This window comes from Solibacillus sp. FSL R7-0668, from assembly GCF_038006205.1.
In the GTDB taxonomy this organism is placed as follows: Bacteria; Bacillota; Bacilli; order Bacillales_A; family Planococcaceae; genus Solibacillus.
This window is the reverse complement of sequence record NZ_JBBOUU010000001.1, coordinates 2,983,131-3,009,791: the sequence shown is the minus strand read 5'-3', so window position 1 is coordinate 3,009,791 and position 26,661 is coordinate 2,983,131. Positions and strand designations below refer to the sequence as shown.

The following is a 26,661-nucleotide window of genomic DNA, read 5'->3' as shown; positions in this document are numbered from 1 at the left end:
TAATGTATGTAACATTAGAATGGAGAACAAATAAGAAATGCGATTAATATCGGTCAATGTGTTGAAGGAAGGCATGGTAGTCGGTAGAACTATCTGGAACGAAGCGGGACATCCACTATTACATAAAGACGTCATCATAACTAGCCGAATTGTTGAGCGATTGCGTGAATTGAATATTCAATATTTATATATTGATGATAATATTTCGACAGGGATCTCCGTTGAGGAAACAGTGCCCCCAGCTAAACGTATTGAAGCAGTGAAGAATATGACAAAGGCTTTTACAGAAGTGAAGCAAGCAAAAACATCTCAAGCTTCCTATGTATTAGATCAGCAATCCAAGGTGCTGGGATTAATTGTCGATGATATCTTAAATTCTGTCATGAATAGTAGCGAAGTATTAATGATTTTAACGGATGCCTATTTATATGATGAATATATTTACCAGCACTCATTTCAAGTAACGATGTATTCAGTGGCAATTGCCAAAGAGTTAGGCTATCGCTATGAGGACATTCGCTTAATCGGTATCGGTGCACTGTTGCATGATATTGGGAAGCTGTTAATTCCATCTGAAATTTTAATGAAGCCTGGTAAATTTACGGAAGAAGAATTTGAAAAAATGAAACAGCATGCACGATTTGGTTTTGATATATTACGCAATTTGCATTCTGTGTCATTGCTCGTGGCGCATTGTGCGTTCCAGCATCATGAGCGAATCGATGGGAGCGGATATCCACGAGGGCTAGTTGATTTTGAGATTCACCCTTTTGCAAAGGTCATTGCAGTAGCAGATGTATTTGATGCATTAACATCCAATCGTGTATATCGTAAAAAAATGCTACCATCAGATGCGATTGCCATCATTATGGAAGATCGAGCAAAGAAGTTCGATGCGCGTGTAGTAGATGCCTTTTTACGTAGTGTCGTACATTATGCTAATGGGACGATTGTGTTATTAAGCGATGGACGACGAGGGATTGTCTCAAAGCAAAATTTAGTCGATGTTGCTCGTCCGTGGGTGCGTATTTTTGAAGCGAACGACAAGCTATTAGAAGCAACATACGAAATTTGTCTAAGTGACCATCCGGAAGTAACTATTGAAAAAATCGAAACGGACTATGTTGTCCCAGCCGAATAACCTCATTCTCCTTCTCATATTTTGTGGGAAGGAGGATTTTTTTGCGTTTTCGTAAAAAAACTGGAATGCGATTTAGGAAAAAAAAGAGCCATCGTAAAAATTTAATGACGCTTATATTAGTGAGTTTAGCCTTCATGACGGCACTGAGCATTTATATTATTAACGGGCGTTTAATGCCGATTTATTTAGAGTATGCTGAAGTACAAACGTATAAGGTGGCTTCGTATGTTGTAAGCAAAGCAATTAACTCGCGTACTTCTAGTGTTCTTGATGTAAATGAGATTATTGTGAACTTACCTACACAATCAACAGATATGATTACGACAAAATTCAATACCGAAATTATTAATCAAGTGCGTGCAGAAACACAAGCCTTAGTAAAGGAATATTTAGAGCAGGCTGAAAATGGGGATCTATCGCATTTGCCAAATTTAGATAGTGTTGAATATGATGTCGGGAAAATGGAGGCTGGAGATGGGATTGTATTCTTTGTACCACTCGGGCAGGCACTTAATATTCCAATTATAGGGAATTTAGGTCCGAAAATCCCGATACGCTTTCATATTATTGGGAATGTCGGTAGTGATATAGAATCCCCAATCACTGAATTTGGTATTAATAATGCCAAAGTGGAAGTGAATTTGTTTATTGAGGTCAATGTTAAAATTATCGTTCCATTTGCGAGTAGCTCTGCGACAGTAAGGCAAAAAATTCCTGTAGCAATCGGCTTAGTTCAAGGCACAGTTCCGCATATTTATAGTGCAGGGGAAGGCACACAGCCATCGATCGAAGTTCCAATCCCGTATGATTGAGCTATATTTTAACTAGTCAAAATAATAGCTATAGTTAGTTGTTGGTAAACGCTATCTATGGTACATTGACAACAGCAATATCTTAGTAGTAGTTGAGTGAAAGGGAGAAGAACAATGACATCTTGTAAACCAACTAGTCCAAAAGAGGAGCATCTACGCAAACCGGAGTGGCTAAAAATTAAGCTAAATACTAATGACGAGTATAAAGCACTAAAGAAGCTAATGCGTGAAAAAAATTTACACACAGTCTGTGAGGAAGCGCGCTGCCCGAATATCCACGAATGCTGGGGAGAGCGCCGTACTGCAACGATGATGATTTTAGGCTCTATCTGTACACGTGCCTGCCGTTTTTGCGCGGTAAAAACAGGTCTTCCAAATGAGCTTGATTTAGCGGAGCCAGAGCGTGTAGCCGATTCTGTAGCACTTATGAACTTAAAGCATGTTGTCATTACAATGGTAGCACGTGATGATCTAAAAGATGGGGGCGCGGAAGTACTTGCCGAAACGGTGCGTGCAATTCGTCGTAAAAGCCCATTAACGTCCATTGAGGTATTACCATCAGACTTAGGTGGCCGTGAAGAAAACTTACGCATGCTAATGGATGCAAAGCCGGATATTTTAAATCATAATATTGAAACGGTACGTAGCCTGACACCGCGTGTGCGTGCAAAGGCGACCTATGAACGGTCACTAGAGTTTTTACGTCGCGCGAAGGAAATGGAGCCAACAATTCCAACAAAATCTTCATTGATGATTGGTTTAGGCGAATCATTGGAAGAAATTTATGAGGTAATGGATGACTTACGTGCAAATAACGTCGACATTATGACAATTGGTCAATACTTACAGCCAACGAAAAAGCATTTACCCGTAAAGAAATATTATTCACCGCTAGAATTTGGCAAGCTTCGTAAAATTGCAATGGAAAAAGGCTTTAGTCATTGTGAAGCTGGCCCACTCGTACGTAGTAGCTACCATGCCGATGAACAAGTAAACGCGGCAGCCAAACATCAGCTAGAAATTTAACGGTCGATATTGCTTTCAGGTGAAATGTTTTATAACATGGAACGTATGATAGGTGGGGTCTAATTTGATTATTGTAGAAGGTTATTTGTATGAAATGATTGAAAATGTGCGAGAGGGCTTTCAAGAAGAAGCGTTTACAGCACGTTATTCGGATATTTTATCGAAGTATGATTATATCGTAGGGGACTGGGGCTATGGTCAGCTACGTTTAAAAGGATTTTTTGACGACAAAAATCAAAAATCTACATTTGATACGAAAATTAGTACGGTGCAGGATTATTTATACGAGTATTGTAATTTTGGCTGTGCCTATTTTATCGTGAAAAAAACGGGTCGTGCACCAGAAGTTGTAGCGGTGGAAGCTACTGAGGAAGCACCGACAGAAGAAATAATTGAACAACAAATTGATTAATATTAAATGGAGTGTCCCAGAATTACTTTTGGGACACTTCCTTTGCGCCGAGGAAGCATGCTGCATGCTTCCTCGTTGTTTTTTAACTCAATAATTCTCTCAAGTATTCACGTAAATCTTCTGTTTCTACTTCTGTGCGGTTGTATACATGTTCTAAGTATCCTGGTTCTTCGACATCATCTGCGCCGATAATTGCAAATCGGCCGAATTGGATGTCTAGTACAAGCACCTTGCCAAAAAATCGGCTACTTTGTAAAACTGCTAAATCGTAGCGCTGTGTTTTTCCTGCAAAGCTCACAAAGCGCGTTTTTGTATCTTCTACATCATCATATAAGAAAAATCGTTCCATTTTGTTTTGAACCCCTTCCATCTCTAAAGAATATGGTACTATAGATTAGAAAACACTATCAACTTTTATTGATTGAATGGAGGCTTTATCTATGTATTTCGTAGATAGAAATAAAATTACTAAAAACTTAGCACATTTAGACGAATTAATCACCATTTTTGAAGGCACAGACAACTGGTTAGCCGACGATATTCATAAATTAGCATTACAACGTATTGGTCATAATGTGATGGAAGCGATGATGGATGTAGGAAACTTAGTAATCGACGGCTTCATCATGCGCGATCCAGGCAGTTATGAGGACATTATTGATATTTTTGTCGACGAAAAAGTCATTACACCAGAAATGGATGCACCATTAAAAGAAGTAGTTGGCTTACGCAAAATGATTGTGCGTGAATTTATTGCCGTAGATAATGAGGAAATTTTAACGGTCCTAACGAAAAACCTACCAATCCTGAAGCAATTTTCAGAGAAAGTGCAAGCTTACTTAACAAATGAATTAGGACCAGTATCTGCATTTTTACCAGAGGATAAATAGTATGCACTATCAAGCCTATTGCTTTGATTTAGATGGCACGATTTATCGCGGAAAGGCTGGAATTGATTCAGCAATTCGCTTTGTACATCAACTACAGGCGCAAGGAATCGAACCGTTTTATTTAACGAATAACTCTTCAAAGACGCGTGAATCGTTACAACAAATGCTAGATGCAATCGGCATTACCGCACCGCTTACGCATATTTATTCGAGCTCGCTTGCCACAGCAAAATATGTAGCAAAGCTGAGTAAGGACAAGCGCGTTAATGTTGTTGGGGAGCAGGGGATTCGTACTGCACTTGTTCAAGAGGGACTAAAGATTACAGAAGAACAGGCGGATATTTTAGTCATGGGCATTGACCGCCAGATGACGTATGAAAAACTTGCTCAGGCATGTGTATATGTACAAAATGGCGCGGCATTAATTGGCACAAATGGCGATATTAAATTTCCCAATGAGGCTAGTTTTGCACCAGGCAATGGTTCATTTGTAAATTTAGTGGCGAATGTTGCAGGGGTGACGCCGATTTTTGTAGGCAAGCCCTCACCTCTGATGCTACAAATTGTGGCGGATGATCATGGCTTTGATAAGAGTGAGATGGTCATGGTTGGCGATAATTACGACACGGACATCTTATGTGGTATCCATTTCGGCTGTGATACGATTCATGTAAACACAGGCGTCACACCAACCGCTATCGTCAAACAACAAACACAATTACCAACTTATTGTGTAGAAAACTTATTAGAACTGAATAAATAAGAAAATCCGATGTGGGAAATTACCACATCGGATTTTCTTCAATATATTGATAAATCGCCTTCGTTAATTCGTCTGGCGTATCTGCTTCCACCACTTCACCATTGACTACTGCATAAAAGCCGCGTGCACATTTTGTACAATAGCTCATGCAGCCGTATTCAAGCACATCTATTTCAGGATCTTTCTCAAGCTCCTCATAGGTTTTCTGTGCGCCATTTGCTAAATTTGTAATACAAAATTCAACCATATTAAACATCTTGTCACCTCGCTACTTTCACATGCTACTTTGTTTTGCGACAGACGTCAATTGCTATGTACTCGCATTTAGGGTGATTCTATGTGAATTTTTTCACAAAATATACTTTAATATATTGTGAATGTTATCACAAACGGTTATAATGTTTATGGAAAGTTTGTGAACAATGGCGTTCTTCATTTTGTAAGTAGTGACCGTATTGGTAAGTGAAGAATGAACCTCTTCAAAGCACAAGAGGTGTAATTGATTAATTAAAGATATGAGGGAAAACGCTATGCAAAAATTAGTTTTATTAGGCGGCGGTTATGGGAACATGCGTATTTTACTACGTCTATTACCGAGCTTACCGGCAGATGTAGAAATTACATTAGTAGACCGTACACCATTCCACAGCTTAAAAACGGAATTCTACGCACTTGCAGCAGGTACATCAACAGATAGAGAAATTCGTGTTGATTTTCCTGAACATGATCGATTAAAACGCGTTTATGGAGAAATCGTTCGAATCGATCGAGAAGACAAAAAGGTTTACTTAGAAGATGGACAGGAAGTAGCGTACGACCAGCTTGTTATTGGTTTAGGCTGTGTGGATAAATATCACGGTGTTCCGGGGGCAGATGAATTCACATACAGCATTCAAACGATTGCAAAGGCTCGTACTACCTTCGAAAAAGTATGTGGTTTAGCGCCAGGTGCAACAGTAGCCATTATTGGTGCAGGTCTTTCAGGTATCGAACTAGCGAGTGAATTACGTGAAAGCCGAGCAGATTTAAAAATTAAATTATTTGACCGTTCTCATCGTATTTTACGTGACTTCCCTGAGAAGCTAAGTGAATACATTAAAAGCTGGTTTGAGAAAAACAACGTAGAAGTTATCGCAAAATCGAATATTACACGTGTAGAAGAGGGCCGCTTACACAACCATGACGAAATCATCGAAGCAGATGTAATCGTTTGGACTGCCGGCGTTCAACCCGTAAAAATCGTCCGTGAATTGGATGTAGAAAAGGACAAATTTAATCGTCCAATTATTACAGATCATTATCATGTGATTGGTGATGAAGATGTTTATGTAGTAGGAGATTCGGCTTCTTCACATTTACCTCCAACAGCTCAATTAGCAGAAGAACAAGCAGAGCGTATTGCCAAGGTGCTAAAAATGCGTTGGAAGGGTGAGGCATTACCTGAAAAGCTATCTGACATCAAAATGAAAGGCTTCATGGGCTCTTTAGGGAAAAAGCAAGGCTTCGTTCATTTAGCAGACACAACCGTAACAGGCCGTATTGCCCGCTTAATGAAATCAGGTTTACTTTGGTACTATAAACGACAAAACGAAAACTAAAAAAATGTCCAGCACAAGAAATTCTTGGCTGGATATTTCTTATTCTGCTTCAGGAACAAAGCCTAGCTGTTCAAGTGCGGTGAATACTGGCTTGATTTGTACGTATCCTTCACCGACAACTTCATCGTTAATTAGGACAAGTGGGTAGAAAAATTCATCCTCTTGAATACGATTCGCATAATCCTGATCGCGTTCATTCTCAATTACGCCTTCAATATCGATATAGCGGATTGAAAAGGCTTGGTTTGGATATTTACGCGTTACAGCAGCTTGTAGCCATTCGTATGTATCCTTAGAGGATGGTGCATTGACACAGCTTGCGCACATAATATCCGCACCGTAAATTTCAATAATGGGTTGTTTTATAGACATAGAATTCAAACCTTTCGTGATACAATAATGGATTTTTTTACTTCTTCACATTATAATAACTTTAGTGAAGGGAGTCGAGCAAAATGACAGAAACAGAACAATACCAACAAGTACAAGAAGTTTTAGATAAATTACGTCCGTTCCTATTACGTGACGGTGGTGACTGTGAATTAGTAGATATTGAAGATGGTATCGTAAAATTACGTTTACTAGGTGCATGCGGTAGCTGCCCAAGTTCTACAATCACATTAAAAGCTGGTATCGAGCGTGCTTTATTAGAAGAAGTGCCAGGTGTAATTGAAGTAGAGCAAGTATTCTAATAGAACGAAAAAAGGCAGGAGAGCGATTCTCCTGCCTTTTAATTTGGTACTTTTTCGCGTGCGGCGCGTACTAGTTCCCATTGCTCCTTTGCCATATCAACTAGCTTGGCCTCACCACCAACACGTTGATTTTCAATGACACGGGAGAAGAAGCGTGTGGCATTTTCGTAGTCTTCTAAACGACGTGATAATTCTGCAACCATGTACATGATGCGCACATCAGACATTTGTGTGCTTGAATAGTCACCGTTCGAGAAGCTTTCCATATAATGATCACGTGCAATTTTTAAAAAGCGCATTTCTTGACCTGTATTCTTCAGTGAGCGATATAGCCATGCTAAACGCAATGCTAAGCCAGAAGTAATAACAAATTTCTCTTTTTTGATTGTTGCACATAAAAAGGCTAATTTATATGCTTGAATGGCATCAAATACGGTGCGCTCCGTTTTGAAGCTATGCGGTATCCATTTATCACAAATTTGCGCATTTAATTGCTCTTTTACCCCAGGTGCAAAATATTTGTTGAAATCCTCCGTAAATGAAAATCCGCAATGCTGACATACGAATACATTATAGTACAAAGCATTGACATGCTCATCTGCATAAATGGGTTGGAAATCGGTTTCGGTATGCTCGATTTTGATTGATTTTGAGCGAACTTTTAGTGATGGGAAACTTTTTTTACAATGCATACATTCGATGCTTTTTTCATAAAATGGAGAAATTTCCATAAAATCATACCTCTCTGCTGAAAATAGTAAGTATATTATAACAAGAATCACAAAAAAATAGTAACTAATTATTAGAAGAAATATGAAAAAATTAGTACAATGTTCCTTTTTGCAATTTTGTAAATCTAGTCTTATTTGCTTTAGTGATTGCGAAGATTATGTTATTAACATTAAAAAATACGTCATTTTATGTGTTTTGGCGCAAATGGTATTTTCTTAACAGGCAGTTTTGTTGTCAGAAGGGAAATACTATTGATATGATAACTGTATAAAGGAAGGTGACTGAAATGGCGATTGAAAAACAAGTAGTAATTTTAACAGAAGCAGCCTCATTTCAAGTCAAAGAAATGATGGCTCATAACGAAGAGGAGCACGCAAGCTTACGTGTCGCGGTAAAGGGCGGCGGCTGCAGTGGTTTATCGTATGGAATGGCTTTCGATAATGAGGTAAACGAAGATGATTTTACAGATAATCAGCACGGCATTCGCATTTTAGTATCAAAAGAAGATGCTGGCATTTTACAAGGTACAAAAATTGATTTTAAGCAATCACTTATGGGCGGTGGCTTCACTATCGATAATCCGAACGCACTTGCATCTTGCGGCTGTGGAACGAGCTTTAAAGCAGCAGCACGCCCAGCAGAAGAGCAACCATGTGAGTAAGATGATATGCCATTAGGGTTGTAAATAACGAGTAAAAACTGTGTGTACACAATCCCCAAAGAGTGTAAACACAACCCCAAAATGACGTATTAAGGGTTGTAAATACCAAGCCTTTTTGATTTGTATGTTGTAAAACATAACAAATTGAGGAGGCTTTTTGTGTGGTTTGGAAGAAGAAAAAACGAAGCGCAATGGAACCAATGACATCCGCTAAGTTTATGAGAATGCTGAAGAATTCGGACTACTTTATAAAATGGATTGAATAGTATCCTATCTCAAATATTGGATTTGTGATATCATATATTAGAATCTTTTAACAATTGAAAATGTGAAAGGGAGTGTAGTAAGCAAATATGAAGAAGATATTGAAACCATTGATTAGTGTGATGGCCATTGGTACCCTCTCGCTATCTATAAATACAGATAATAATGTATCAGCTAATAATATTGCAAAAACTTGTGAATATAATTCGGCATCAAAAGTAAACCCTAATTATTCTATAATGAACTGTTTGTTAACCGAAACAGCCTTGAGTTATGATGTTCCGCCTGAAATTGTGAAGGCAATAGCGGAAGGTGAAAGTGGAAACTGGCGTCATTTCGATCAAAATGGTAAGGCGATTGTGACAGCTGATAATGGAATTGGCATTATGCAAATTACAAATCAAGCCAACTACAATCAAGATAGACTAAAAAGCGATCTTGTCTATAATATTCAAGCTGGTGTAGAGACACTAGATAACATGTTTAAGCGAAAGGATCTACCTCGTATCAATGGTGGAGAAAGAGATGTACTGGAACATTGGTACTTTGCTGTCATGGCTTATAACGGTACGAAGCCAGTCAATAGTCCAATTTTCCAAGCAACTGGTGAAAGAAATGTCAATGCCTATCAAGAAAAGATTTTCGGAATCGTTGAAAAAATGGGACTTATTGACTTAACAGTACTACCATTTTCACGTGAAGATTTTCAATACGACTCGAACAGCAAGGAAAATATTAAATTTTCAGCGATGAACTATGATTTTGATTTACCATTAACTAAATCAAAGCATTTTTTTGAAACCAATCAAAAAGTTAGGGCAACAACAACTGTAAACTTTAGAGCAAGACCTACTAAGGATAGTCCTTCTATGGGTACTATAGGTGAAGGTGAAATTATTACCATTACGGGTCCTTTTGAATTTGATGAAGTATCAACGAAGACAAACCATTTTGTTTGGTATCCTGTGAAAAGAAGTGACGGGACAAAGGGATATGTAGCATCAAGCTATTTAGACTACTCAGCTTCAACGCCAGCACCTCCAGTTACCACTACACCAGATTACTCAGATTATGCTAAAAAGTTTGCGGACTTCAGCAAGACCGCTTGGTGGACAGATGATATGATTTGGGCAATCGACCGAAGTTTAATTAGTGGTTATGGTGATGTATGGAATGCAAAAACAAAGAAATACGAAACACAGTTACAGCCGAAAACACAATTAACAGAAGCACATTTTCTAACAATCTTCTTCCGTTTTGCTCAAAATGAAGAATTAGCAAATGTAAAAAATAACTCGTCATGGAATAAAAGTGGTTTATACAACATGGCGAAAAAGTATCATATGCCCGTACTAGCAAATGAAGGGTCTACAGCTTCTAAAGCGCTAGCGGATAAAGGGATTAGTCGTGGCAAAATGGCACAACTGATGGCATCTTACCATTATGGGAAAACAGTAAGCCAAAACGAAGCGATTCAATTTTTCATGGATAATGGGATTACTACAGCCACAACAACCTCTCACTATAAACCTGACCAAATTTTAACTCGTGCTGAAATATCAGCGTTTATCCAAAGATATGAATCTTTCGTATCAAAGTAAAAATAATCGAAGGGGGAACGTCCAGGAAGTATTTCTTGGACGTCCCCTTTTTTGTAAACTTATTTCTTACTTTTCTTAGTATGTTACTATAGTTTGACGTAACCTTTTGTGTTATCTAATTTTTTGGATTATGATAAGGGTACAGCTTGCGAGTGAAGGAGGCTTTTATATTGAGTGTTTTGGAAATGTTAGATAAACTCGATCAAATTGAAATCTTATATGAACCAATATATAGTGCAGATGGTCATCGTGTCGTTGCTTATGAGGTCATTGGGCAAGTAGATGGTGAAAGTGGCATTATTAATATGGAGCAATTTACATACGAACAAGACGTACCAGCAGATATACGTGCCGAGATTGAACAGCTATTTGTACGTAAGTCCCTACAATCCGTTGCACACCTGATTTCGGATGTCGGGCTCTACATTCCGTGTAATCCGAATTTACTCATGTTAGATTACGGTGAAAGCTATTTTGCGATGTTGAAGGAGCTAATTGCTGAGCAAAACTTATCGCAAATTACGCTTGTGATGGCAGAGCATAAATTTGCAGGGGAAATCAAGCAGCTACACCATTTAATCCGTTATATTAAAACTTATGGAGTAAAAATTGCGCTTTCGGAAGTTGGCTCACAAACACAGCTAGAAAACTTACTTATGTTAGAACCAGCCGTTTTAAAAATTAATGTCGGGCAACTGAATTATAATTTATGGGGTTCACAAAACCATGCATTTGCAACGATTCGTGCACTCGCGGTGAAGATGGGGACACTGCTATTAATAGAAAACATCGGAACGGTATATCAATTACAGCAAGGCTGGAAAAATGGCGCACGCTTTTTTAAAGGGCCGTATTTACAATTACCAGACAAACAATTTAACTCGCGTGATTCGCTCAAAGAACGTTTTCGTAGTGAATGTGAGCAGTTTATTGCAACAGAAAAAAAACAACTCCTTCATAAGTACGAAGAAATGAAGCGATTAGAAAAAACGATTTGTACAATTGTTGAGCAAGTAAATCCATCAGGCACACAGCCTAATAAGCTTATGCAGCTAGCGAAAGCACTCCAAAACTGCGCATTTCGTCTTTACATCTGTGATAATAATGGCTTCCAAACAAGTCCAAATATCCGATGGAAAGAAGGTCAGTGGGAAGTACAAGAAGAAGCGCTCGGTAAAAATTGGAGCTGGCGTCCATATTTTCTATTAAATATTATTAAGCTGGCGAAGGATCATCAAGGGGATTTGTCATCTGTCTATAGTGATATTGAAACAGGTGATTTAACACGCACCTATTCAATGGCATTAGCAAGTGGCGAATTTTTATTCATTGATATTTCGTATGATTATTTATACGAACATAATATTGTGAATTGATGCAGTAAACTTAACTGAAGAAGAAACATGTGAAGGTAAAACTTTGCATGTTTTTTCATATATGGAGGAATTCAAATGACGAAAAAGGATCGAGGTAAAGTTTGGCTAGGTGTGGCATCCATTGTAGAAAATGCAAAGGGTGAATGGTTACTTGTAAAAAAGACCTATGGGGGACTTAAGGACGTTTGGTCCTTACCGGCAGGCTTTGTTCAAGAAGCTGAAACGGTAACGACCGCGGCAATGCGTGAAGTACTTGAAGAAACAGGTGTGATGTGTAAAGTCGTTGGGTTAGTTGGTTTTCGCTCCGGTGTAATATTAAATGATATTAGTGATAATATGGCGATTTTTTATTGTCGACCGGTCGATGAGCTGGCACCGTTTATGTTGCAAGAGCGGGAAATTCATGAAGCGTGCTGGATGGCGCCAAGTGATATTGTGGTGCATGAATTATCGTCTGTGATGCTAAAGGAAATGGCGCAGGAGCATGTTGCGCGCCATATGCACCCGATTATTGAGGATATTAATCCTGGCGATGTTTTTGGTTATAGCGAATATCATTTATATTTCAAGAAATAACGCTTACAAAATGATAAAAATCAAAGACAATATGAATGAATTTTGACAATTCTGTTCTAAATTTCATTATTTTGGGTGGGCAATTGAAAGCATAACCCCAATCATGTAAAATTATGAGAGATAATTGGGGGTATACATAACATGAATGACGTTTCATTAGTACAATTAATTATTTCGGTTGTGTTATTTTTTGTCATGTTTTTCGGAATTGGTTTTTTATTAAACATGTTATTACGCATGACGTGGTTAATGGCCGTGATTTATCCGGTTGTAGTAGTTTTTATTATTGATGATGTGAGTTTTTTAGATTATATTTTCAAGCCGGGAACAGCATTTCCAGCTTTAGTCGATAAAGCTCAAGCACTGCATTTAGTAGATATTTTAATTTTATCTGGTGGTTTGGGTGGGGCAATTGTAGCAGGTTTTGTTATGATTGCACTTCGAAAAGCAGGCTACCGAATGTTTTAATCCAGTTAAAAAACACGCTTACAATATGAATGTAGGCGTGTTTTTCAATTTACATGAGCGCATACCAAGTTATAGATAGTACTATTCCTGCGAGTCCACCGATGAGGACCTCGCTTTTTTTATGGCCTAATAAGGTTTTTAAGTCTTGAATTTTTTCTTGCTCATTCATTTCGGGCCAACGCTTGATCTCTTTGAAGAATAATTGGAGGTCGTGGCGCAATTCATTGAGCACTGCAGCGTGTTGACCGGCTTGAAAGCGTACGTGACTAGCATCATACATGACAATACCAGCAAGCATCGCCGCTACCGCAAATGTAGGGGAATCGAAGCCTGTTTCTATACCAACAGCGGTTGCGATACTTGTGACAGCAGCAGAATGTGAACTTGGCATTCCACCGGTAGAAGTAAGTAAGCCCCAGTCTATTTTCTTCGTCACAATAAAATTGATGGGGATTTTTAAGATTTGTGCAAAAATAATGGCAAAGACACCCAGCCAAAGTGGCGTATTTTGTACCAGTTCCATCATCACACCCACTTTTCTAATTTTAACAATATTATAGCATTAATTGTTTTGTCCTATTAACATCAAATGTATTAGTTCCACCCAAAAAACTTGAGTTGTTTCGTTTCCCGAACTAATAGTTTTGTATATAATGTAAGTAAACCTTAGGAGGTATTAATTCATGAATATTGAACATACAGCACAAACATTTGACACACAAACTTCTGAAACATTAATTATCGGTGTACAAAAGCACCGTGAGCAAATGAAAAATTGGTCAGCGTTTAGCGAATTTTACGGCGAAACAGTAGACGCATGGTTACGTTCTGGCGAAATTTCTACTGACGCTAAAAAAATTACAAAGCTACCTTATGCAGGTCCACAGGCTTCATTAAAGCGTGTGTACTTCGTCGGTTTAGGTGAGCGTAAAAACCTATCAGCGAATGAATTACGTGAAGTTTTCGCTACAGTGGGGAAAGAATTAAAAGCAGCCAAAATCGGTAATGTCGCACTTTGGGTAGAATCGTTTACAACGAATACATTAGAAGAAGCAGAAGTTGCTTATCTAGCAGGGGAAGGTCTAAATCTTGGCTACTATTCTGTACAAAACTATAAAACAACTTCAAATGAGGCTGATGTTTATTTTGACCAAATCCAATTCGTAACAGAGGCGGCAATGGACGATGTGGTCGCAAACTTCGAAGTAGGTAAAATTTATGCCGATGCAGTAAATGAAGCGCGTACATTAATCAATTTACCACCAAACTTACTGACGGCTACGGATTTAGCTAACTATGCTACAGAGCTAGCGAACCAATATGATTTAGAAATCGAAGTGCTGAACAAAGCACAAATGGAAGAGCTTGGTATGGGCGGAATTTTAGCGGTTAATAAAGGTTCGGTGGAAGAGCCACGCTTAATTACGATCAAATACCAAGGCAAGCCAAAATGGGAAGATGTCATTGGCTTTGTTGGTAAAGGCGTAACCTATGATACAGGTGGCTATTCACTAAAACCACGTGAAGGCATGGTTGGAATGAAGGGCGATATGGGCGGTGCAGCTGCTGTACTCGGTGCAATGCGCATTATCGGCGAAACACGTCCAAAGCAAAATGTGGTTGCAGTCATTGGCTCTACAGACAATATGGTTTCAGGGGAAGCGTTTAAGCCAGATGATGTCATTACAATGTATAATGGCAAAACAGTAGAAGTATTAAACACAGATGCAGAAGGGCGTTTAGTATTAGCCGATGCTACGACCTATGCAAAACAGCAAGGCGCGGATTATTTAATCGATGTGGCGACATTAACAGGTGGGGTTATTGTAGCACTTGGTAAAGATAAAACAGGTGCACTTACGAATGATGAGGAATTTTTCGAGGAATTCATGGGTGCTGCGATTGAAACAGGTGAATTCGTATGGCGATTACCGTTAACAGAAAGTGACAAAAAACGTATTCGTAAATCAGATGTAGCTGATTTAAACAACTCACCAGGGCGTGATGGTCATATGATTTTCGGCGGTGGCTTCGTAGGGGAATTCGCAGAGAATACGCCATGGATTCACTTAGACATCGCAGGCACATCAGACGCCGACGCACCACATGTATTAGGACCTAAAGGTGGTACGGGCGTTATGGTGCGTACGTTAGCAACATTAGTAGAATTACGCGATAACGAATAATTAATTCAATCATGTAGGACAAGCTATTAAAAGTGTAATAAATTGAAAAAGAGCTGAGAAAAGCCAGCAAACGTGATTCTATTAGTGTTTGCTGGCTTTTGGTATGCATTGAACTATTTAATCCTTGGATGCCTATTTTAATTAGATAAAATAAGAATGATAGCTAATAAAAATATCGGTATTCCTACTACAAGCGAAAGGGTTGAAATGGCCATATGTACATGCTCTTTTGATTTCAATAGTGCTCTAAATAGTAGGTGAATCAAAATACCAATGAATCCACCAATTGCATTTAACAATAAATCATCTATATCCGTTGCGCCACGCTTAAAAACATATTGAAGCACTTCAATCGCAAAGCTTGTCCCCATTACGATTCCCAAGGCGCTCCAAAATTTAAACTGTTTCATAAAGTGGGCGACATAGAGCCCGAGTGGAATAAACATCAGAATATTTCCCCATACATTTAATGTAAAGCCATGCGCTGCAATCATGTCAAATGGAATGAAGTTAACGCTTCGTCTAGCATCTCGTGCAAAAAATACCGTTTCGATTAAAAGATAGGAATAGAATAATAATACAATCCAATATCCGATGTTTAAAAATTTTCTCATCAAATGGTCTCCTTCTAACATGTTTACATTCATTCTAACGTAGAAATCTTAAGGGAAAGTCATTAAAATCTTAAGGTAGTCTTAAGAAATCTTCGGTCATCTAAGTTTTCAAGGGTGTATCATTTAAATAATTTCGCAAAACCAAATTGGTTATGCATGAGCCTATTTAAAGGCAATTGGAAAAATCCAACTCAAGTTTTTTCTGCCCGATTTTTTGAAACACCAGCACCGAGAAGTATCGTCTAGGCGAGTAACTAGTGACAGGAATTAAGGTGGAATATGCTAGGAAAAAGGGGAGGGGGCTTGGCAATTGGTGAATCGTTATCCATATGGTGGCTTCGGTGGTTTTTTACCATTCGGCGCACCATTTTTAGGGGGCTTTTTAGGTAGTTTTTTAGGGGGATCATTTAACCGTTATCCACAACCATACTATTATTATCCACCGTATCCTTATCCGTATCCATATCAACCATATCCATCTTATCCACCATACCGCAGACATCGCAATTGGTAGGGCATAGATGACCTTTAACATAAGAACAGTCTTGCTCACATTGCCATTGTTAGCTATGATAAATAGAGAAATATTATGAGCTTTGAGGGATTTAGTTTATGAAAAACCCATATTTATATGGTTACTTACCATTATTTACAATTATTTTATTTAGCTTTACATTCGGTATATTTGCGGTATCTGAATCACTTCAATTATTTCAATCTATTGGTGTGTACAATGGAATGCGTGAGTTTTTATCGGACTTAGAATTGCGCTTTGTATTACTAATTGTTTTTGCGCTCTTGTTTTTTATGTTTTTTTCAGCATTAAAGCTAATTGGTGAAACCATTCATGAACTGGGCATGCTCTTTTTTTCAAAGGATAAAGAGGGGCAAACGATTCATGCGGCGCGTGGTGGCTATGTGATTTTCTTCTTTGGTGCATTTGCATCATTAATCGGTATTCAATCGCTTCTTATTTTAGTCGTCATTTTCTTAGCAACGGTTTTTTGCTATTTCATCTTTAATGTTTATAAAATGAGTCAATACATGTCCATAACGGGGGTTATTGGTTTAATCTTTTTTGAAGTCATGACATGGTTTGTCATTATGGCATTAGTGGTCTATGCGGTGATTAAGCTGTATAACGGCATTTTAGCGAGTTTACCCTTTGCATAAGAAAAAGCTTGTTTGTTTCAAGAATGACTCTTGGACAAACAAGCTTTTTTAATTTGTAATGGCGTTAAAGATAGAGAAATGAATTTTCCGTTTTTCAATCGCCTGCATCGAGCGTGGTGTATCATAACCAATCCAAACGGCTGCTGTGTAATCATTCGTTAGGCCGGCAACCCAATAGTCCTTAAACTGATTGGTCGTCCCTGTTTTTGCGCCAATATAGCCTGAATTGCTAGATAATCCTTTACCGGTACCTCTTGTAACAACTTTATTTAATAAATCTCGAATCGTGTTGACCGTACTTGCCGACCAAATTTCCTCGCGTTCGTGTTGCCAGCTATAAAGCGTTTCCCCTTGTAAATTGGTTACTTTGCGAATGCTCCGAGCTGGTGCATAAAAACCATCGATAAAGCTTGAGTAAGCATCTGCTAATTCCAGTGAGGTAACGCCGTATGTTAACCCTCCTAAAGCCGCTGCATACGTACGGTCCTTATCGATAATTGATTGAAATTGGAATCGATCTAAATAAGAAAAGGCGGTGTCCACGCCAACCGTATCAAAAAGTCTTAAGGCACTGGTGTTAATACTATCTTGAAAGGCCTTGGCAATCGTTACTTTGCCGTACCAAATTCCGCCATAGTTTTCAGGGCAGAAAGTACCTACACAATAGCGAGAGCCACTAACAATCGAATTTTTTGTAGCTGTTGTTGTTTCGAAATACGGAGCAAATACGCTAAGTGGCTTAAAGGCAGAACCTGGTTGACGAGGGGATTGAAAGGCACGATGTAAATCATGCTTTTGATAATCCTTGCCACCGAAAATACTGACAATTTCGCGCGTTTCATTGTCGATAACGGTTGCACTCGCCTGAATTTCAGAGCGAGATAAAATATCGTTAATAGCGGCTTCATCTTGTAACTGCTTAGTTGGTTGAAGCGCTGTATAGACGTGAATCCCTTGCTTTAGCAGTGTATTAACTTCCTTTTCTAGCTCCAGCTGTAAAAATTCTTTTTCCATTTTATCTGTTGTGGCAGCAATTTTTTCATGATAGCCTGTTTGCTCACCGATAAGCCATTTCAACTCTTGTAAAACGTAGGTGCTATAGCTTGGGTACTGCTGAATTTTGGTTTTGACATGGAGTTCAATTGGCTGTTGCTTGTGCAGAGCCGCTTCTTGTACTGTTAATACTTGATGTTCGGCTAATTTATCAAGTAAGCGTTCTTGACGGGCTTTCGTGTTGTCGAAGTTTTTTAATGGATCATACAAGGACGGGTTATTCGGAATTGCTGCAATGAACGCCATTTCTGGTATCGTTAGCTTTTCGAGCGGGCGGTCAAAATAATAGGTTGCGGCTGCACCAATACCGTATACTTGATTGCTGAAGTACATTTCGTTTAAGTACATTTCTAAAATTTGTTCCTTTGAGTAGACCTTTTCAAGCTCATAGGCATAAAATAGTTCCATTAATTTTCGTTCATACGTTTTGTCGACGGATAAATAACGCATACGGACAAGCTGCTGCGTAATTGTCGACCCACCTTGTTGAATGGATTGCTCATTACTATTGGCAATAAATGCACGCGCAATGGCACTAACATCAAAGCCGATGTGATGATAAAAGTCTTCATCTTCACTCAAAATAAAAATTTCCTTTACGACTTTAGGAATTTCATCCAGTGTTAATGGCTGTGACCATTCTGTATATTCTTCACTAAAAATGTCGTTGTTGGCATCGTATAAGGTGATCGGCAAAGTCGAGACTGTATTTTCAGGAAGGGTTATCGATTTTTCAATCAGTTGCTCATGTTGTTGTGCTTTTGCAAATTCTTTTAATACTTCGCTTCCAAGTAAAAGTAGTAAAGGGATGCTACATAGGATAATCATGTAGCCAAAAACTTGTTTCATAAATTAGCCCCCAATAAATGTATCTCTCAAAGAGTACCATAAATGAGCGCTGCTTTTAAGCATGTTCTTTTAAAACATCTTCCATATATTGTTTTGGGAGCTTGCGTAGTAAATACATGACAGTAAAAGCAATTAAAAATAACAAGCCTGTTGTGTAAAAGACCGAATGAATTCCCCCAAAGCTTGCGACAATTCCACCAAGCACAGGTCCTAAAATATTGCCAAGGAAACGGAAACTTTGGTTGTAGCCCATGACCTCACCCTGTACTTCGATTGGTGCTTCTCGACGAATAAGCGCGGTCGTAATAGGAATAAGCCCACCTGACACAATCCCAAACATAAAGCGTAATAAAATAAGCTGCCAAAGCTCTGTAACGAACGCCTGTGGAATGATGAAAGCAACAGCAAGAATCAGTAAAAATGATAATACTTTTTCGTAGCCATGATGGTCACTCAATTTCCCCCAGAAGCGTGCAAATAAGATATTACCGAGCCCGGCAGCACTAAATGTCACCCCTGCAAGCATGGCTACTTCCTGTGTGCGCGTGAGCTCTGCAACGTAAAGTGATAACAGTGGTTGAATACTAAAGTTCCCGATTTGAATTAATGTCGTGACGAGCATGACATTTAAAATGAGACGGTGATGAAAAATCGCCCAAATAACATTTTTGCGTGAATAAATGGTATTTTTCACTTTACGGATAATTGTAGGCTCGTGAATCCCAAAGATAATAATAATTGCCGCAATTGTAATGGAGACAGCCGTAATAATAAACGTATATTTAAAACCAAATGTATCGGCCATCATCCCACCAATGACAGGACCAAATAATGTCCCACCAACACTGCCCATCTGTAATGTACCAAGTGTTTTACCGGCGACTTCCTTTCGGGTGTGTTTACTAATAAACGCCATAGAAGTAGGAATGAAGCCTGTTACAATCCCCATGGCGAGCCTCAGGACGAAAAACTGCGCAACATTTTCAACATATCCCATTAAGAAAATACTCGTGGCAATCCCGAAGCAGTTAATAATCATAATCGGCTTGTAGCCATATTTATCGGCGATTCGTCCCCAGATTGGAGACATTAACAGTGCACTAATAAAGGTTGCCGCAAAAATTAAACCGGCCCAAGTTTGAACATAACTATCTGAAAAATTACCGAACGTATCAATATATAAGGATAAAAAGGGCATAATCATAGTCGATGAAGCAGCTACGATAAAGTTGGCAACTAAAATGATGATGAAATTATGTTTCATATTTTGCAAATAAATCACATTCTTCCGTAAATTTAGTTAGTAAATTTTAGTATAACTTATTTCGGATTCCGAAGAAAGTGCTTTGCGAGTTAATAGCAGATATTGCATAACTTGTGGTAAACTGAAACTTGGTAACAATGGGAGAATATAAATGCATACACGGAAATTGATTTTTCATGTAAACATTCGTATTTATCTATACCCAAACATTCATAATTTATTTAAAGGAGAGACAAATATGTTTCCACAATTATCAAAAGAACTAAATCCTGGTGAAGTAATGGTAGAAATGAACACAACTATGGGTTCAATCAAAATTAAATTATTCCCAGAGCACGCACCAAAAACAGTAGAAAACTTTTTAGGCCATGCAAAATCGGGTTACTATAACGGTATTATTTTCCACCGCGTTATTCCAAACTTCATGATCCAGGGTGGCGATCCAACTGGTACAGGTATGGGCGGCGAATCAATTTGGGGCGGTACATTCGAAGACGAGTGTGTTCCTGAATTATTAAACATCCGTGGTGCATTATCTATGGCAAATGCTGGTCCTGGCACAAACGGTTCTCAATTCTTTATCGTACAAGCTCCTCAAGTTGAAACTTCTATGTTAAAGCAAATGGAAGTGCGCGGCTGGTCGAAGGAAGAAGTAGAATTCTACAAGAAAAACGGTGGTACACCATGGTTAGATGGTAAGCACACTGTATTCGGTCAAGTTGTTGAAGGTATGGAAGTTGTTGACAAAATTACGAACGTTGACCGAAATATGCACGATAAACCAAAAGAAGATGTTAAAATTGAGTCAATTACTGTAATTGACTAATTTTTAAAGGATGTGTTTCGTGGGTGAATTCTTTTCTAATCAATTTTTCTGGGGGATTCCTATATTTCCCGGAAGATAAATCACTTTATTTACCAGCGGCAATCGAATTTTTGATTTTAATTATTATTGTTTTTTCAACTTTCTTTTTATTCCGTCGAATTTCTGCTCGTCAAGCTGAAAAGGTAAAGCACTTAGAAGATCGTGCTTTAAAAGAACGTAATGAGCGCTTAGCCAAAGAAAGCACATTGAAAAAATAGCAAAAGCACTAAATAAAAAGCGTCCCAAGCTAATTTGGGGCGCTTTTTTTACTACTAAAATAGTGCTTTTTTAATTCCTTCCACGCCTTGCTTCACTAAATCAAAAGGACATGCGACATTCATACGTAAAAAGCCCTGTCCTGCATTGCCATATTTCGTTCCTGGGTCAAGCGCCACAAAGCCTTTATGTAAAAGGCGCTGCATCATTTCGCTTTCATCAAGCCCGGTTGCGCGGTAATCAATCCACATTAAGTAGGTTGCATCAGGGATCGTAACATGAATTCCTGGTAGCGCATTTAATTCAGCGACAACATAGTCCATATTTTTTCTTAAATAAGAAAGCAACTCGTCCAACCAAGGGGCGCCTTTTGTATAAACAGCCTTAACCGTCGTACAAGCGAAAACATTTAAGCCCATTTGCCCGTGTGCCTGTGTATGAGCGGCTAATGCTTCGAAAATTTCTTTGTTCGGTGCAACCATCATCGCTGCATGAATCCCTGCGATGTTAAACGTTTTGGTCGGTGCGATACATGTAATAATTTTTGCTTTATCTGCATCTTTAACCGTTAATGTCGGTGTATAACATTTCGTAATTAAAATATCGGCGTGAATTTCGTCTGCCAATAAATACACATCATACTTAATGCATAGGGCTACGAGCTGCTCTAATTGTTCACGACTCCAGACAATGCCGATTGGGTTGTGTGGATTACATAAAATATACATCGAAATGCCAGATTGGAAAACCTGCTCAAGCTTTTCAAAGTCTAAAGAATAGTGTCCATCTCGTTCCGTTAGCTCGCATGTCACGACTTCTCGTTGCTGTGCAGCTGGAATATTGAAAAATGGTGGATAGGCGGGTGTCGCCATTCCGATTTTATCGTCTTTTTTCGTGAAGGTTTCAACAATTGTAGCAATTGCAGGAACAACGCCAGATTGGAAAAGAATTGTATCAGAATCAATTGTCCAGTTGTGACGCGTTTGATACCAGTGAACAATCGCATCCTTAACCTCACAGTTCTCATACGTATAACCAAAAATTGGATGTTTTAAGCGTTCTGAAATGGCATCGCTTACAATAGAAGGAGCTGGAAAGTCCATATCAGCAATCCACATTGGTAAAAGCTTGGTTGTATCTTCTAAGTTGTAAATTTCGCCCATTTTATCCCATTTAATAGAACTTGAATGGCTACGCTCATGAATTTCATTAAAAAATGACATTAATAACCCTCTTTTCTTTATGATCTGTTCGAACCTATGTTATCATACTAACTATCAGAAAAAGAGTAGCTAGGTGAATATTATGGAAAATATAGAAATGAATCAGAAGTGTGTCCAGCTTTTGCTTGATTGGGACCCATTTAATCTAGGCTCAGCAAGCTATGAGACAGAAACGGCTGATGTCGTAGCGGCCCTACAAGGAATTGATGACCCATCCGAACTGGCAAAAGTGATTCAAACTGTTTATGAATATTCATACGAACAATGGATTCCTTTTGAAGACTGTGTCGCGATTTCATATAAACTGATCGCAGAAAAATTTAAAGCAAAATGCATTATCTAATAAAAACGAGCAGCCCAAAATAAAGGGGTGCTCATTTTTTAGTTTAAGCCATCGACTAAATTCGAAACAGGTACTTCGAGTATAGTTGATAATATAAATAGTGATTGCTTGGAAGGGATTTGTTCCCCTGCTTCATAGGCAGTTAATTTTTCAATACCTAGCTGTGTTTTCACAGAAAGCTCTAAGATAGATAATTTCCTTTCTAAACGTAAAAGCTTTAATTGCTCATGAAGTGAAAGCCGCATATCGTATCCATCCTTTCATAGTTTTTTTAGTATTCTACATATATTATGCGAGACGGTTTGTGAAAACGTGTTTGCTGTTAAAAAAATAAAGGATTATCCGAAGTGTGTTCGGACAATCCTTTTGAGTAATTAACTAAAGAATACTTTATTGACGAAAATGGCAATGATACATATCGGCGCTAAATAACGAACGATAAAGTACCAAATATTGTAGACTATTGGTGAAGTTTGCATTTCTTCACGCGAGATTTTTTTCGAATAGTGATAGCCTGCGAAAATGGATGTTAAAAGTGCCCCAATTGGCATTAAAATCGCACTTGTTACATAATCGACGAAATCAAAAATGGAACGATTTTGAATTGTAATGTCCGAAAGTAGTCCGAATGATAAAGCACTAGGAACACCTAAGATGAAAATAACGGCTGCAAAAATCCAAGATACCTTTTTTCGCGACTGTGTTTTTTCGCGAATTCCAATGGATACAACGACTTCAAGCATCGCAATCGCTGAAGTAACCGTTGCAAATAATAGTAAAAGGAAGAACACAAATAATAATACGCCGCCAAGAGGTATTTGCTCAAAAACGGCTGGGATCATAATGAATACTAAACCAGGACCCTCTGTAGGTGAGAAGCCTAGTGCAAATACAGCTGGGAAAATTACTAAGCCTGCTAGTAAGGAGATGGCGATATTCATTGTCGCAACATTTACTGCAGAGTTTACAATATTTTCTTTACGCGATAAATAGGAAGAATAGGTAATCATCGCCGCAACGCCAATGCTTAATGAGAAGAAAGCTTGACCTAATGCTAATATTAATGTTTCCCCATTTAAATACGACCAATCCGGAATGAACATGAATTTAACGCCTTCAATTGCACCGTCTAATGTAATGGAACGAACGAATAATAAAATAAAGAAGATAAATAACAGTGGCATCATCCACTTACTCGCTGTTTCAATCCCTTTTTTAATCCCTGCTTGTACGATCAATAGCGTAAGAAGCATGAACGCCGCCTGTGCGAGTAGTACTTCCCAAGGATTTGCGATTATATCTGAAAACAGTGCCCCAAAGTCAACATTATTTCCAGTTAATGAAAACGTCATAGCTCGTCCGATATAGCTTAAAATCCAACCTCCTACAACACTGTAGAACGATAAAATGAGCCCACATGCGACAAGACCAATCCAACCAATCAAATACCAGGGCTTACCTGGTGCTTGTTCTTTAAATGAAGTAATCGGATCCTTTTGACCACGGCGACCAATCATAAACTCGGCAATTAATATAGGTAAACCGATTATAATTGTACATAAAACAAATAATAAAATAAAAACACTGCCACCATTTGTGCCGGCCATGTATGGAAATTTCCAAATCGCGCCTAAACCGATTGCACTACCTGCAGCAGCTAAAATAAAACCAATCTTAGATGTAAATTGATCTCTAGATGACAAAAGAAACCCTCCTTATTAATGTACAAGTTTTCATTTTACAATATTATCTCCTATTAAGGCAAAATATTTTGTGAAATGTAATGAATTTAAAGGGAATTACGCACAATCTTTTCGGCTTGAGTCGTTAATTCCTTACTTTGAACACGGAATATTCTTGATTAAGTCGATTCTTTGTTACGAATGGTATCATATGTTATAATTTAACATGACATATACGTATTGATGAAAAAAGAAGGTAGGAACAAAGTATGGTAAAAAAAATTGAAGTAGGTGACGTACTAACCGGTAAAGTAACAGGGATTCAACCATACGGAGCTTTTGTTGCTTTAGATGAACAGACACAGGGTCTTGTCCATATATCAGAAATTACTTACGGATTTGTAAAAGATGTGAATGACTTTCTATCGGTAGGGGAAGACATTGAAGTAAAGGTACTTGAAGTTGACGAAGAGCAAAAGAAGATTAGTCTCTCGATTCGTGAGCTACAAGAAGTACCATATTATCGAAAAAAAGAGTCGCATCCGAGACGTTCCTTGCAAGATCGCGTGGATGAAGTCGATGCAGACGGTTTTAAAATTTTAAAAAACAAATTAAAAGATTGGATCGAGCAATCAGGCCAATAATGACAGCACAAGGATGTCCAGGAAGTTATTCTGGGACATCCTTTTGTTATGTTTTTGAAACAAAAACTAGTACTATTGTAGATTTATTTATCGAAAAAGCGCTATCTTTAGTAATTTTCGACCGAAATAAGTAAAGTGTTCAAAATGTGACAAATTATTTAACAAAGTCATATTGAAGTATGTTACAATGTTGGCGGAAAGACACAAAAACATTAAATTTTAAAGAGGCGAATAACAATGGCTGAAAATTTAAACTTGTTCACATCAACTCAAGATGTCATTCATGAAGCACTAAATAAACTAGGCTATGATGAAGCGATGTACGAATTATTAAAAGAACCACTTCGTATGTTAACTGTACGCATTCCAGTAAAAATGGATGACGGTACAACAAAGGTATTCACTGGTTACCGCGCACAGCATAATGATGCAGTAGGACCAACAAAAGGCGGGGTACGCTTCCATCCGATGGTTAGTGAAGAGGAAGTGAAAGCGCTTTCTATGTGGATGACATTAAAGTGCGGCATTGTTGATCTTCCGTATGGTGGTGGTAAAGGCGGCGTAATTTGTGACCCACGTGAAATGTCAATGGATGAAATAGAACGTTTGAGCCGTGGTTATGTACGTGCCATTAGCCAAGTAGTAGGGCCAACAAAAGATATTCCAGCGCCAGACGTATTTACAAATGCGCAAATTATGGCGTGGATGATGGACGAATATAGTCGTATGGACGAGTTTAACTCACCAGGTTTTATCACTGGTAAGCCAATTGTACTTGGTGGTTCGCAAGGGCGCGATCGTGCAACTGCAGAGGGTGTTACGATTGTAATTGAAGAAGCTGCCAAAAAGCGTGGTATCGATATTAAAGGTGCGCGTGTGGTGATTCAAGGCTTTGGTAATGCAGGTAGTTTCTTAGCGAAATTTATGAGTGATTTAGGGGCAAAAGTAATCGGTATTTCAGATGCACACGGTGCTCTACATGATCCGAACGGTTTAGATATTGATTATCTATTAGACCGTCGTGATTCATTTGGAACGGTGACAACATTATTCGAAAATACGATTTCTAATAAAGAATTATTAGAATTAGATTGTGATATTTTAGTTCCTGCTGCAATTGAAAATCAAATTACAGCAGATAATGCACATCATATTAAAGCAAACATCGTTGTGGAAGCGGCAAATGGTCCAACAACAGCAGAAGCGACAAAAATTTTAACAGAGCGTGGCATTCTTTTGGTGCCAGATGTTTTAGCATCAGCAGGTGGTGTGACGGTATCTTACTTTGAGTGGGTACAAAACAACATGGGCTACTACTGGACAGAAGAAGAAGTACGTGAAAAATTATATGCAAAAATGGTAACGGCTTTTGACAATGTTTATACGACAGCTCAAAACCGTAATATCAATATGCGTTTAGCAGCATATATGGTAGGGGTACGCCGCACAGCAGAAGCATCACGCTTCCGTGGCTGGGTATAAGTAATCGTTAGTCTCACTTCTATTGTAGAGGTGAGACTTTTTCTAAAGTAGAATC

At 38.4% G+C, this 26,661-nt stretch carries 32 protein-coding genes; 21 read left to right on the top strand and 11 right to left on the bottom strand.

Going from position 1 to position 26,661, the window contains the following annotated elements; genetic code table 11:
• Positions 1–37 precede the first annotated feature (37 nt).
• From MKX47_RS15160 to MKX47_RS15145, 4 genes are all read left to right on the top strand, one after another.
• Positions 38–1,141 carry an HD-GYP domain-containing protein gene (locus MKX47_RS15160; RefSeq protein ID WP_340775738.1) on the top strand — a complete coding sequence of 368 codons (1,104 nt, stop codon included), beginning with the start codon at positions 38–40 and terminating at the stop codon, positions 1,139–1,141.
• 41 nt (positions 1,142–1,182) lie between these two features.
• Complete coding sequence (gene yunB / locus MKX47_RS15155; protein ID WP_340775735.1) at positions 1,183–1,953, top strand: sporulation protein YunB; 771 nt, start codon at positions 1,183–1,185, stop codon at positions 1,951–1,953.
• A 114-nt stretch (positions 1,954–2,067) separates the two neighbouring features.
• Positions 2,068–2,979, top strand: a complete 912-nt coding sequence (lipA, locus tag MKX47_RS15150; RefSeq protein ID WP_340775734.1) for a lipoyl synthase — start codon at positions 2,068–2,070, stop codon at positions 2,977–2,979.
• Between the two features lie 64 nt (positions 2,980–3,043).
• Positions 3,044–3,391: a YutD family protein gene (locus tag MKX47_RS15145; RefSeq protein ID WP_340775731.1), complete on the top strand. Its 348-nt coding sequence runs from the start codon at positions 3,044–3,046 to the stop codon at positions 3,389–3,391.
• 82 nt (positions 3,392–3,473) lie between these two features.
• Here MKX47_RS15145 and MKX47_RS15140 read toward each other — a convergent pair whose 3' ends face one another.
• Complete coding sequence (locus MKX47_RS15140) at positions 3,474–3,740, bottom strand: DUF3055 domain-containing protein (protein WP_340775728.1); 267 nt, start codon at positions 3,738–3,740, stop codon at positions 3,474–3,476.
• Positions 3,741–3,831: 91 nt separating this feature from the next.
• Between MKX47_RS15140 and MKX47_RS15135 the strand changes: the two genes are divergently transcribed.
• Together MKX47_RS15135 and MKX47_RS15130 are read left to right on the top strand one after the other, a co-directional pair.
• The gene (locus tag MKX47_RS15135; protein ID WP_340775726.1) at positions 3,832–4,281 is read left to right on the top strand and encodes a DUF86 domain-containing protein; all 450 of its coding nucleotides are present in this window, start codon (positions 3,832–3,834) and stop codon (positions 4,279–4,281) included.
• 1 nt (position 4,282) lies between these two features.
• Positions 4,283–5,044 (top strand): TIGR01457 family HAD-type hydrolase, encoded by a 762-nt coding sequence (locus MKX47_RS15130; protein WP_340775724.1) that lies wholly within the window; start codon positions 4,283–4,285, stop codon positions 5,042–5,044.
• Positions 5,045–5,063: 19 nt separating this feature from the next.
• On the opposite strand, the gene MKX47_RS15125 is transcribed toward MKX47_RS15130, so the two are convergent.
• Complete coding sequence (locus MKX47_RS15125) at positions 5,064–5,300, bottom strand: YuzB family protein (RefSeq protein WP_241370185.1); 237 nt, start codon at positions 5,298–5,300, stop codon at positions 5,064–5,066.
• A gap of 274 nt (positions 5,301–5,574) precedes the next feature.
• Between MKX47_RS15125 and MKX47_RS15120 the strand changes: the two genes are divergently transcribed.
• Entirely contained in the window at positions 5,575–6,642 is a 1,068-nt protein-coding gene (locus MKX47_RS15120; protein ID WP_340775716.1) for an NAD(P)/FAD-dependent oxidoreductase, read from the top strand.
• A 39-nt stretch (positions 6,643–6,681) separates the two neighbouring features.
• Here MKX47_RS15120 and MKX47_RS15115 read toward each other — a convergent pair whose 3' ends face one another.
• A complete protein-coding gene (locus MKX47_RS15115) occupies positions 6,682–7,014 on the bottom strand; it encodes a YuzD family protein (RefSeq protein WP_340775713.1) in 333 nt (110 codons plus the stop codon).
• 83 nt (positions 7,015–7,097) lie between these two features.
• Here MKX47_RS15115 and MKX47_RS15110 point away from each other — a divergent pair, with 83 nt between their 5' ends.
• Positions 7,098–7,334: a NifU family protein gene (locus MKX47_RS15110; protein WP_445683592.1), complete on the top strand. Its 237-nt coding sequence runs from the start codon at positions 7,098–7,100 to the stop codon at positions 7,332–7,334.
• A 38-nt stretch (positions 7,335–7,372) separates the two neighbouring features.
• On the opposite strand, the gene MKX47_RS15105 is transcribed toward MKX47_RS15110, so the two are convergent.
• Positions 7,373–8,065: a DUF2225 domain-containing protein gene (locus MKX47_RS15105; protein WP_340775710.1), complete on the bottom strand. Its 693-nt coding sequence runs from the start codon at positions 8,063–8,065 to the stop codon at positions 7,373–7,375.
• Between the two features lie 287 nt (positions 8,066–8,352).
• Between MKX47_RS15105 and MKX47_RS15100 the strand changes: the two genes are divergently transcribed.
• The 5 genes from MKX47_RS15100 to MKX47_RS15080 all read left to right on the top strand — a co-directional run bounded on the left by MKX47_RS15100 (position 8,353) and on the right by MKX47_RS15080 (position 13,012).
• Positions 8,353–8,727, top strand: coding sequence for a HesB/IscA family protein (locus MKX47_RS15100; RefSeq protein ID WP_340775708.1), 375 nt, complete (start codon positions 8,353–8,355; stop codon positions 8,725–8,727).
• A gap of 353 nt (positions 8,728–9,080) precedes the next feature.
• The gene (locus MKX47_RS15095; protein WP_340775706.1) at positions 9,081–10,592 is read left to right on the top strand and encodes an SH3 domain-containing protein; all 1,512 of its coding nucleotides are present in this window, start codon (positions 9,081–9,083) and stop codon (positions 10,590–10,592) included.
• A 170-nt stretch (positions 10,593–10,762) separates the two neighbouring features.
• Positions 10,763–11,968: an EAL-associated domain-containing protein gene (locus tag MKX47_RS15090; protein WP_340775704.1), complete on the top strand. Its 1,206-nt coding sequence runs from the start codon at positions 10,763–10,765 to the stop codon at positions 11,966–11,968.
• A 75-nt stretch (positions 11,969–12,043) separates the two neighbouring features.
• Entirely contained in the window at positions 12,044–12,544 is a 501-nt protein-coding gene (locus tag MKX47_RS15085; protein WP_340775702.1) for an NUDIX hydrolase, read from the top strand.
• Positions 12,545–12,685: 141 nt separating this feature from the next.
• A complete protein-coding gene (locus tag MKX47_RS15080; protein ID WP_340775700.1) occupies positions 12,686–13,012 on the top strand; it encodes a YuiB family protein in 327 nt (108 codons plus the stop codon).
• A 49-nt stretch (positions 13,013–13,061) separates the two neighbouring features.
• Here the strand turns inward: MKX47_RS15080 and MKX47_RS15075 are convergent, their stop codons facing one another.
• Positions 13,062–13,535 (bottom strand): divergent PAP2 family protein, encoded by a 474-nt coding sequence (locus MKX47_RS15075; RefSeq protein WP_340775696.1) that lies wholly within the window; start codon positions 13,533–13,535, stop codon positions 13,062–13,064.
• Between the two features lie 160 nt (positions 13,536–13,695).
• On the opposite strand from MKX47_RS15075, the gene MKX47_RS15070 reads away from it, so the two are divergent.
• The gene (locus MKX47_RS15070; RefSeq protein WP_340775693.1) at positions 13,696–15,198 is read left to right on the top strand and encodes a leucyl aminopeptidase; all 1,503 of its coding nucleotides are present in this window, start codon (positions 13,696–13,698) and stop codon (positions 15,196–15,198) included.
• Between the two features lie 137 nt (positions 15,199–15,335).
• Here MKX47_RS15070 and MKX47_RS15065 read toward each other — a convergent pair whose 3' ends face one another.
• Entirely contained in the window at positions 15,336–15,812 is a 477-nt protein-coding gene (locus MKX47_RS15065; protein WP_340775690.1) for a VanZ family protein, read from the bottom strand.
• A gap of 310 nt (positions 15,813–16,122) precedes the next feature.
• Here MKX47_RS15065 and MKX47_RS15060 point away from each other — a divergent pair, with 310 nt between their 5' ends.
• Both MKX47_RS15060 and MKX47_RS15055 read left to right on the top strand, forming a co-directional pair.
• A complete protein-coding gene (locus MKX47_RS15060) occupies positions 16,123–16,326 on the top strand; it encodes a uroporphyrin-III methyltransferase (protein WP_340775687.1) in 204 nt (67 codons plus the stop codon).
• 98 nt (positions 16,327–16,424) lie between these two features.
• A complete protein-coding gene (locus tag MKX47_RS15055) occupies positions 16,425–16,985 on the top strand; it encodes a YufK family protein (RefSeq protein WP_340775685.1) in 561 nt (186 codons plus the stop codon).
• A gap of 48 nt (positions 16,986–17,033) precedes the next feature.
• Here the strand turns inward: MKX47_RS15055 and MKX47_RS15050 are convergent, their stop codons facing one another.
• Together MKX47_RS15050 and MKX47_RS15045 are read right to left on the bottom strand one after the other, a co-directional pair.
• Positions 17,034–18,887, bottom strand: a complete 1,854-nt coding sequence (locus MKX47_RS15050) for a transglycosylase domain-containing protein (RefSeq protein ID WP_340775683.1) — start codon at positions 18,885–18,887, stop codon at positions 17,034–17,036.
• Between the two features lie 55 nt (positions 18,888–18,942).
• The gene (locus tag MKX47_RS15045) at positions 18,943–20,160 is read right to left on the bottom strand and encodes an MFS transporter (protein ID WP_340775680.1); all 1,218 of its coding nucleotides are present in this window, start codon (positions 20,158–20,160) and stop codon (positions 18,943–18,945) included.
• Positions 20,161–20,389: 229 nt separating this feature from the next.
• Between MKX47_RS15045 and MKX47_RS15040 the strand changes: the two genes are divergently transcribed.
• Both MKX47_RS15040 and MKX47_RS15035 read left to right on the top strand, forming a co-directional pair.
• Positions 20,390–20,977 carry a peptidylprolyl isomerase gene (locus MKX47_RS15040; RefSeq protein ID WP_340775677.1) on the top strand — a complete coding sequence of 196 codons (588 nt, stop codon included), beginning with the start codon at positions 20,390–20,392 and terminating at the stop codon, positions 20,975–20,977.
• Positions 20,978–21,000: 23 nt separating this feature from the next.
• Positions 21,001–21,234, top strand: a complete 234-nt coding sequence (locus tag MKX47_RS15035; RefSeq protein ID WP_340775675.1) for a hypothetical protein — start codon at positions 21,001–21,003, stop codon at positions 21,232–21,234.
• 54 nt (positions 21,235–21,288) lie between these two features.
• On the opposite strand, the gene MKX47_RS15030 is transcribed toward MKX47_RS15035, so the two are convergent.
• The gene (locus MKX47_RS15030) at positions 21,289–22,455 is read right to left on the bottom strand and encodes a MalY/PatB family protein (RefSeq protein ID WP_340775673.1); all 1,167 of its coding nucleotides are present in this window, start codon (positions 22,453–22,455) and stop codon (positions 21,289–21,291) included.
• Positions 22,456–22,537: 82 nt separating this feature from the next.
• Between MKX47_RS15030 and MKX47_RS15025 the strand changes: the two genes are divergently transcribed.
• A complete protein-coding gene (locus MKX47_RS15025) occupies positions 22,538–22,798 on the top strand; it encodes a DUF1871 family protein (protein WP_340775669.1) in 261 nt (86 codons plus the stop codon).
• Between the two features lie 38 nt (positions 22,799–22,836).
• Here the strand turns inward: MKX47_RS15025 and MKX47_RS15020 are convergent, their stop codons facing one another.
• Together MKX47_RS15020 and MKX47_RS15015 are read right to left on the bottom strand one after the other, a co-directional pair.
• Positions 22,837–23,043 (bottom strand): helix-turn-helix domain-containing protein, encoded by a 207-nt coding sequence (locus MKX47_RS15020; protein WP_340775666.1) that lies wholly within the window; start codon positions 23,041–23,043, stop codon positions 22,837–22,839.
• A 129-nt stretch (positions 23,044–23,172) separates the two neighbouring features.
• Entirely contained in the window at positions 23,173–24,501 is a 1,329-nt protein-coding gene (locus tag MKX47_RS15015; protein ID WP_340775663.1) for a sodium-dependent transporter, read from the bottom strand.
• 248 nt (positions 24,502–24,749) lie between these two features.
• Here MKX47_RS15015 and yugI point away from each other — a divergent pair, with 248 nt between their 5' ends.
• Positions 24,750–25,124, top strand: coding sequence for a S1 domain-containing post-transcriptional regulator GSP13 (gene yugI, locus MKX47_RS15010; protein ID WP_340775660.1), 375 nt, complete (start codon positions 24,750–24,752; stop codon positions 25,122–25,124).
• A gap of 237 nt (positions 25,125–25,361) precedes the next feature.
• Complete coding sequence (locus MKX47_RS15005) at positions 25,362–26,606, top strand: Glu/Leu/Phe/Val family dehydrogenase (protein WP_340775658.1); 1,245 nt, start codon at positions 25,362–25,364, stop codon at positions 26,604–26,606.
• The last annotated feature ends 55 nt before the right edge of the window (positions 26,607–26,661 follow it).

Coding starts and splice junctions, on each gene's coding strand:
- MKX47_RS15160 (WP_340775738.1), top strand. CDS start 38: ATGCGATTAATATCGGTCAATGTGTTGAAGGAAGGCATGGTAGTCGGT.
- lipA (WP_340775734.1), top strand. CDS start 2,068: ATGACATCTTGTAAACCAACTAGTCCAAAAGAGGAGCATCTACGCAAA.
- MKX47_RS15140 (WP_340775728.1), bottom strand. CDS start 3,740: ATGGAACGATTTTTCTTATATGATGATGTAGAAGATACAAAAACGCGC.
- MKX47_RS15135 (WP_340775726.1), top strand. CDS start 3,832: ATGTATTTCGTAGATAGAAATAAAATTACTAAAAACTTAGCACATTTA.
- MKX47_RS15130 (WP_340775724.1), top strand. CDS start 4,283: ATGCACTATCAAGCCTATTGCTTTGATTTAGATGGCACGATTTATCGC.
- MKX47_RS15125 (WP_241370185.1), bottom strand. CDS start 5,300: ATGTTTAATATGGTTGAATTTTGTATTACAAATTTAGCAAATGGCGCA.
- MKX47_RS15120 (WP_340775716.1), top strand. CDS start 5,575: ATGCAAAAATTAGTTTTATTAGGCGGCGGTTATGGGAACATGCGTATT.
- MKX47_RS15115 (WP_340775713.1), bottom strand. CDS start 7,014: ATGTCTATAAAACAACCCATTATTGAAATTTACGGTGCGGATATTATG.
- MKX47_RS15110 (WP_445683592.1), top strand. CDS start 7,098: ATGACAGAAACAGAACAATACCAACAAGTACAAGAAGTTTTAGATAAA.
- MKX47_RS15105 (WP_340775710.1), bottom strand. CDS start 8,065: ATGGAAATTTCTCCATTTTATGAAAAAAGCATCGAATGTATGCATTGT.
- MKX47_RS15100 (WP_340775708.1), top strand. CDS start 8,353: ATGGCGATTGAAAAACAAGTAGTAATTTTAACAGAAGCAGCCTCATTT.
- MKX47_RS15095 (WP_340775706.1), top strand. CDS start 9,081: ATGAAGAAGATATTGAAACCATTGATTAGTGTGATGGCCATTGGTACC.
- MKX47_RS15085 (WP_340775702.1), top strand. CDS start 12,044: ATGACGAAAAAGGATCGAGGTAAAGTTTGGCTAGGTGTGGCATCCATT.
- MKX47_RS15080 (WP_340775700.1), top strand. CDS start 12,686: ATGAATGACGTTTCATTAGTACAATTAATTATTTCGGTTGTGTTATTT.
- MKX47_RS15075 (WP_340775696.1), bottom strand. CDS start 13,535: ATGGAACTGGTACAAAATACGCCACTTTGGCTGGGTGTCTTTGCCATT.
- MKX47_RS15070 (WP_340775693.1), top strand. CDS start 13,696: ATGAATATTGAACATACAGCACAAACATTTGACACACAAACTTCTGAA.
- MKX47_RS15065 (WP_340775690.1), bottom strand. CDS start 15,812: ATGAGAAAATTTTTAAACATCGGATATTGGATTGTATTATTATTCTAT.
- MKX47_RS15055 (WP_340775685.1), top strand. CDS start 16,425: ATGAAAAACCCATATTTATATGGTTACTTACCATTATTTACAATTATT.
- MKX47_RS15050 (WP_340775683.1), bottom strand. CDS start 18,887: ATGAAACAAGTTTTTGGCTACATGATTATCCTATGTAGCATCCCTTTA.
- MKX47_RS15040 (WP_340775677.1), top strand. CDS start 20,390: ATGTTTCCACAATTATCAAAAGAACTAAATCCTGGTGAAGTAATGGTA.
- MKX47_RS15030 (WP_340775673.1), bottom strand. CDS start 22,455: ATGTCATTTTTTAATGAAATTCATGAGCGTAGCCATTCAAGTTCTATT.
- MKX47_RS15025 (WP_340775669.1), top strand. CDS start 22,538: ATGGAAAATATAGAAATGAATCAGAAGTGTGTCCAGCTTTTGCTTGAT.
- MKX47_RS15020 (WP_340775666.1), bottom strand. CDS start 23,043: ATGCGGCTTTCACTTCATGAGCAATTAAAGCTTTTACGTTTAGAAAGG.
- yugI (WP_340775660.1), top strand. CDS start 24,750: ATGGTAAAAAAAATTGAAGTAGGTGACGTACTAACCGGTAAAGTAACA.
- MKX47_RS15005 (WP_340775658.1), top strand. CDS start 25,362: ATGGCTGAAAATTTAAACTTGTTCACATCAACTCAAGATGTCATTCAT.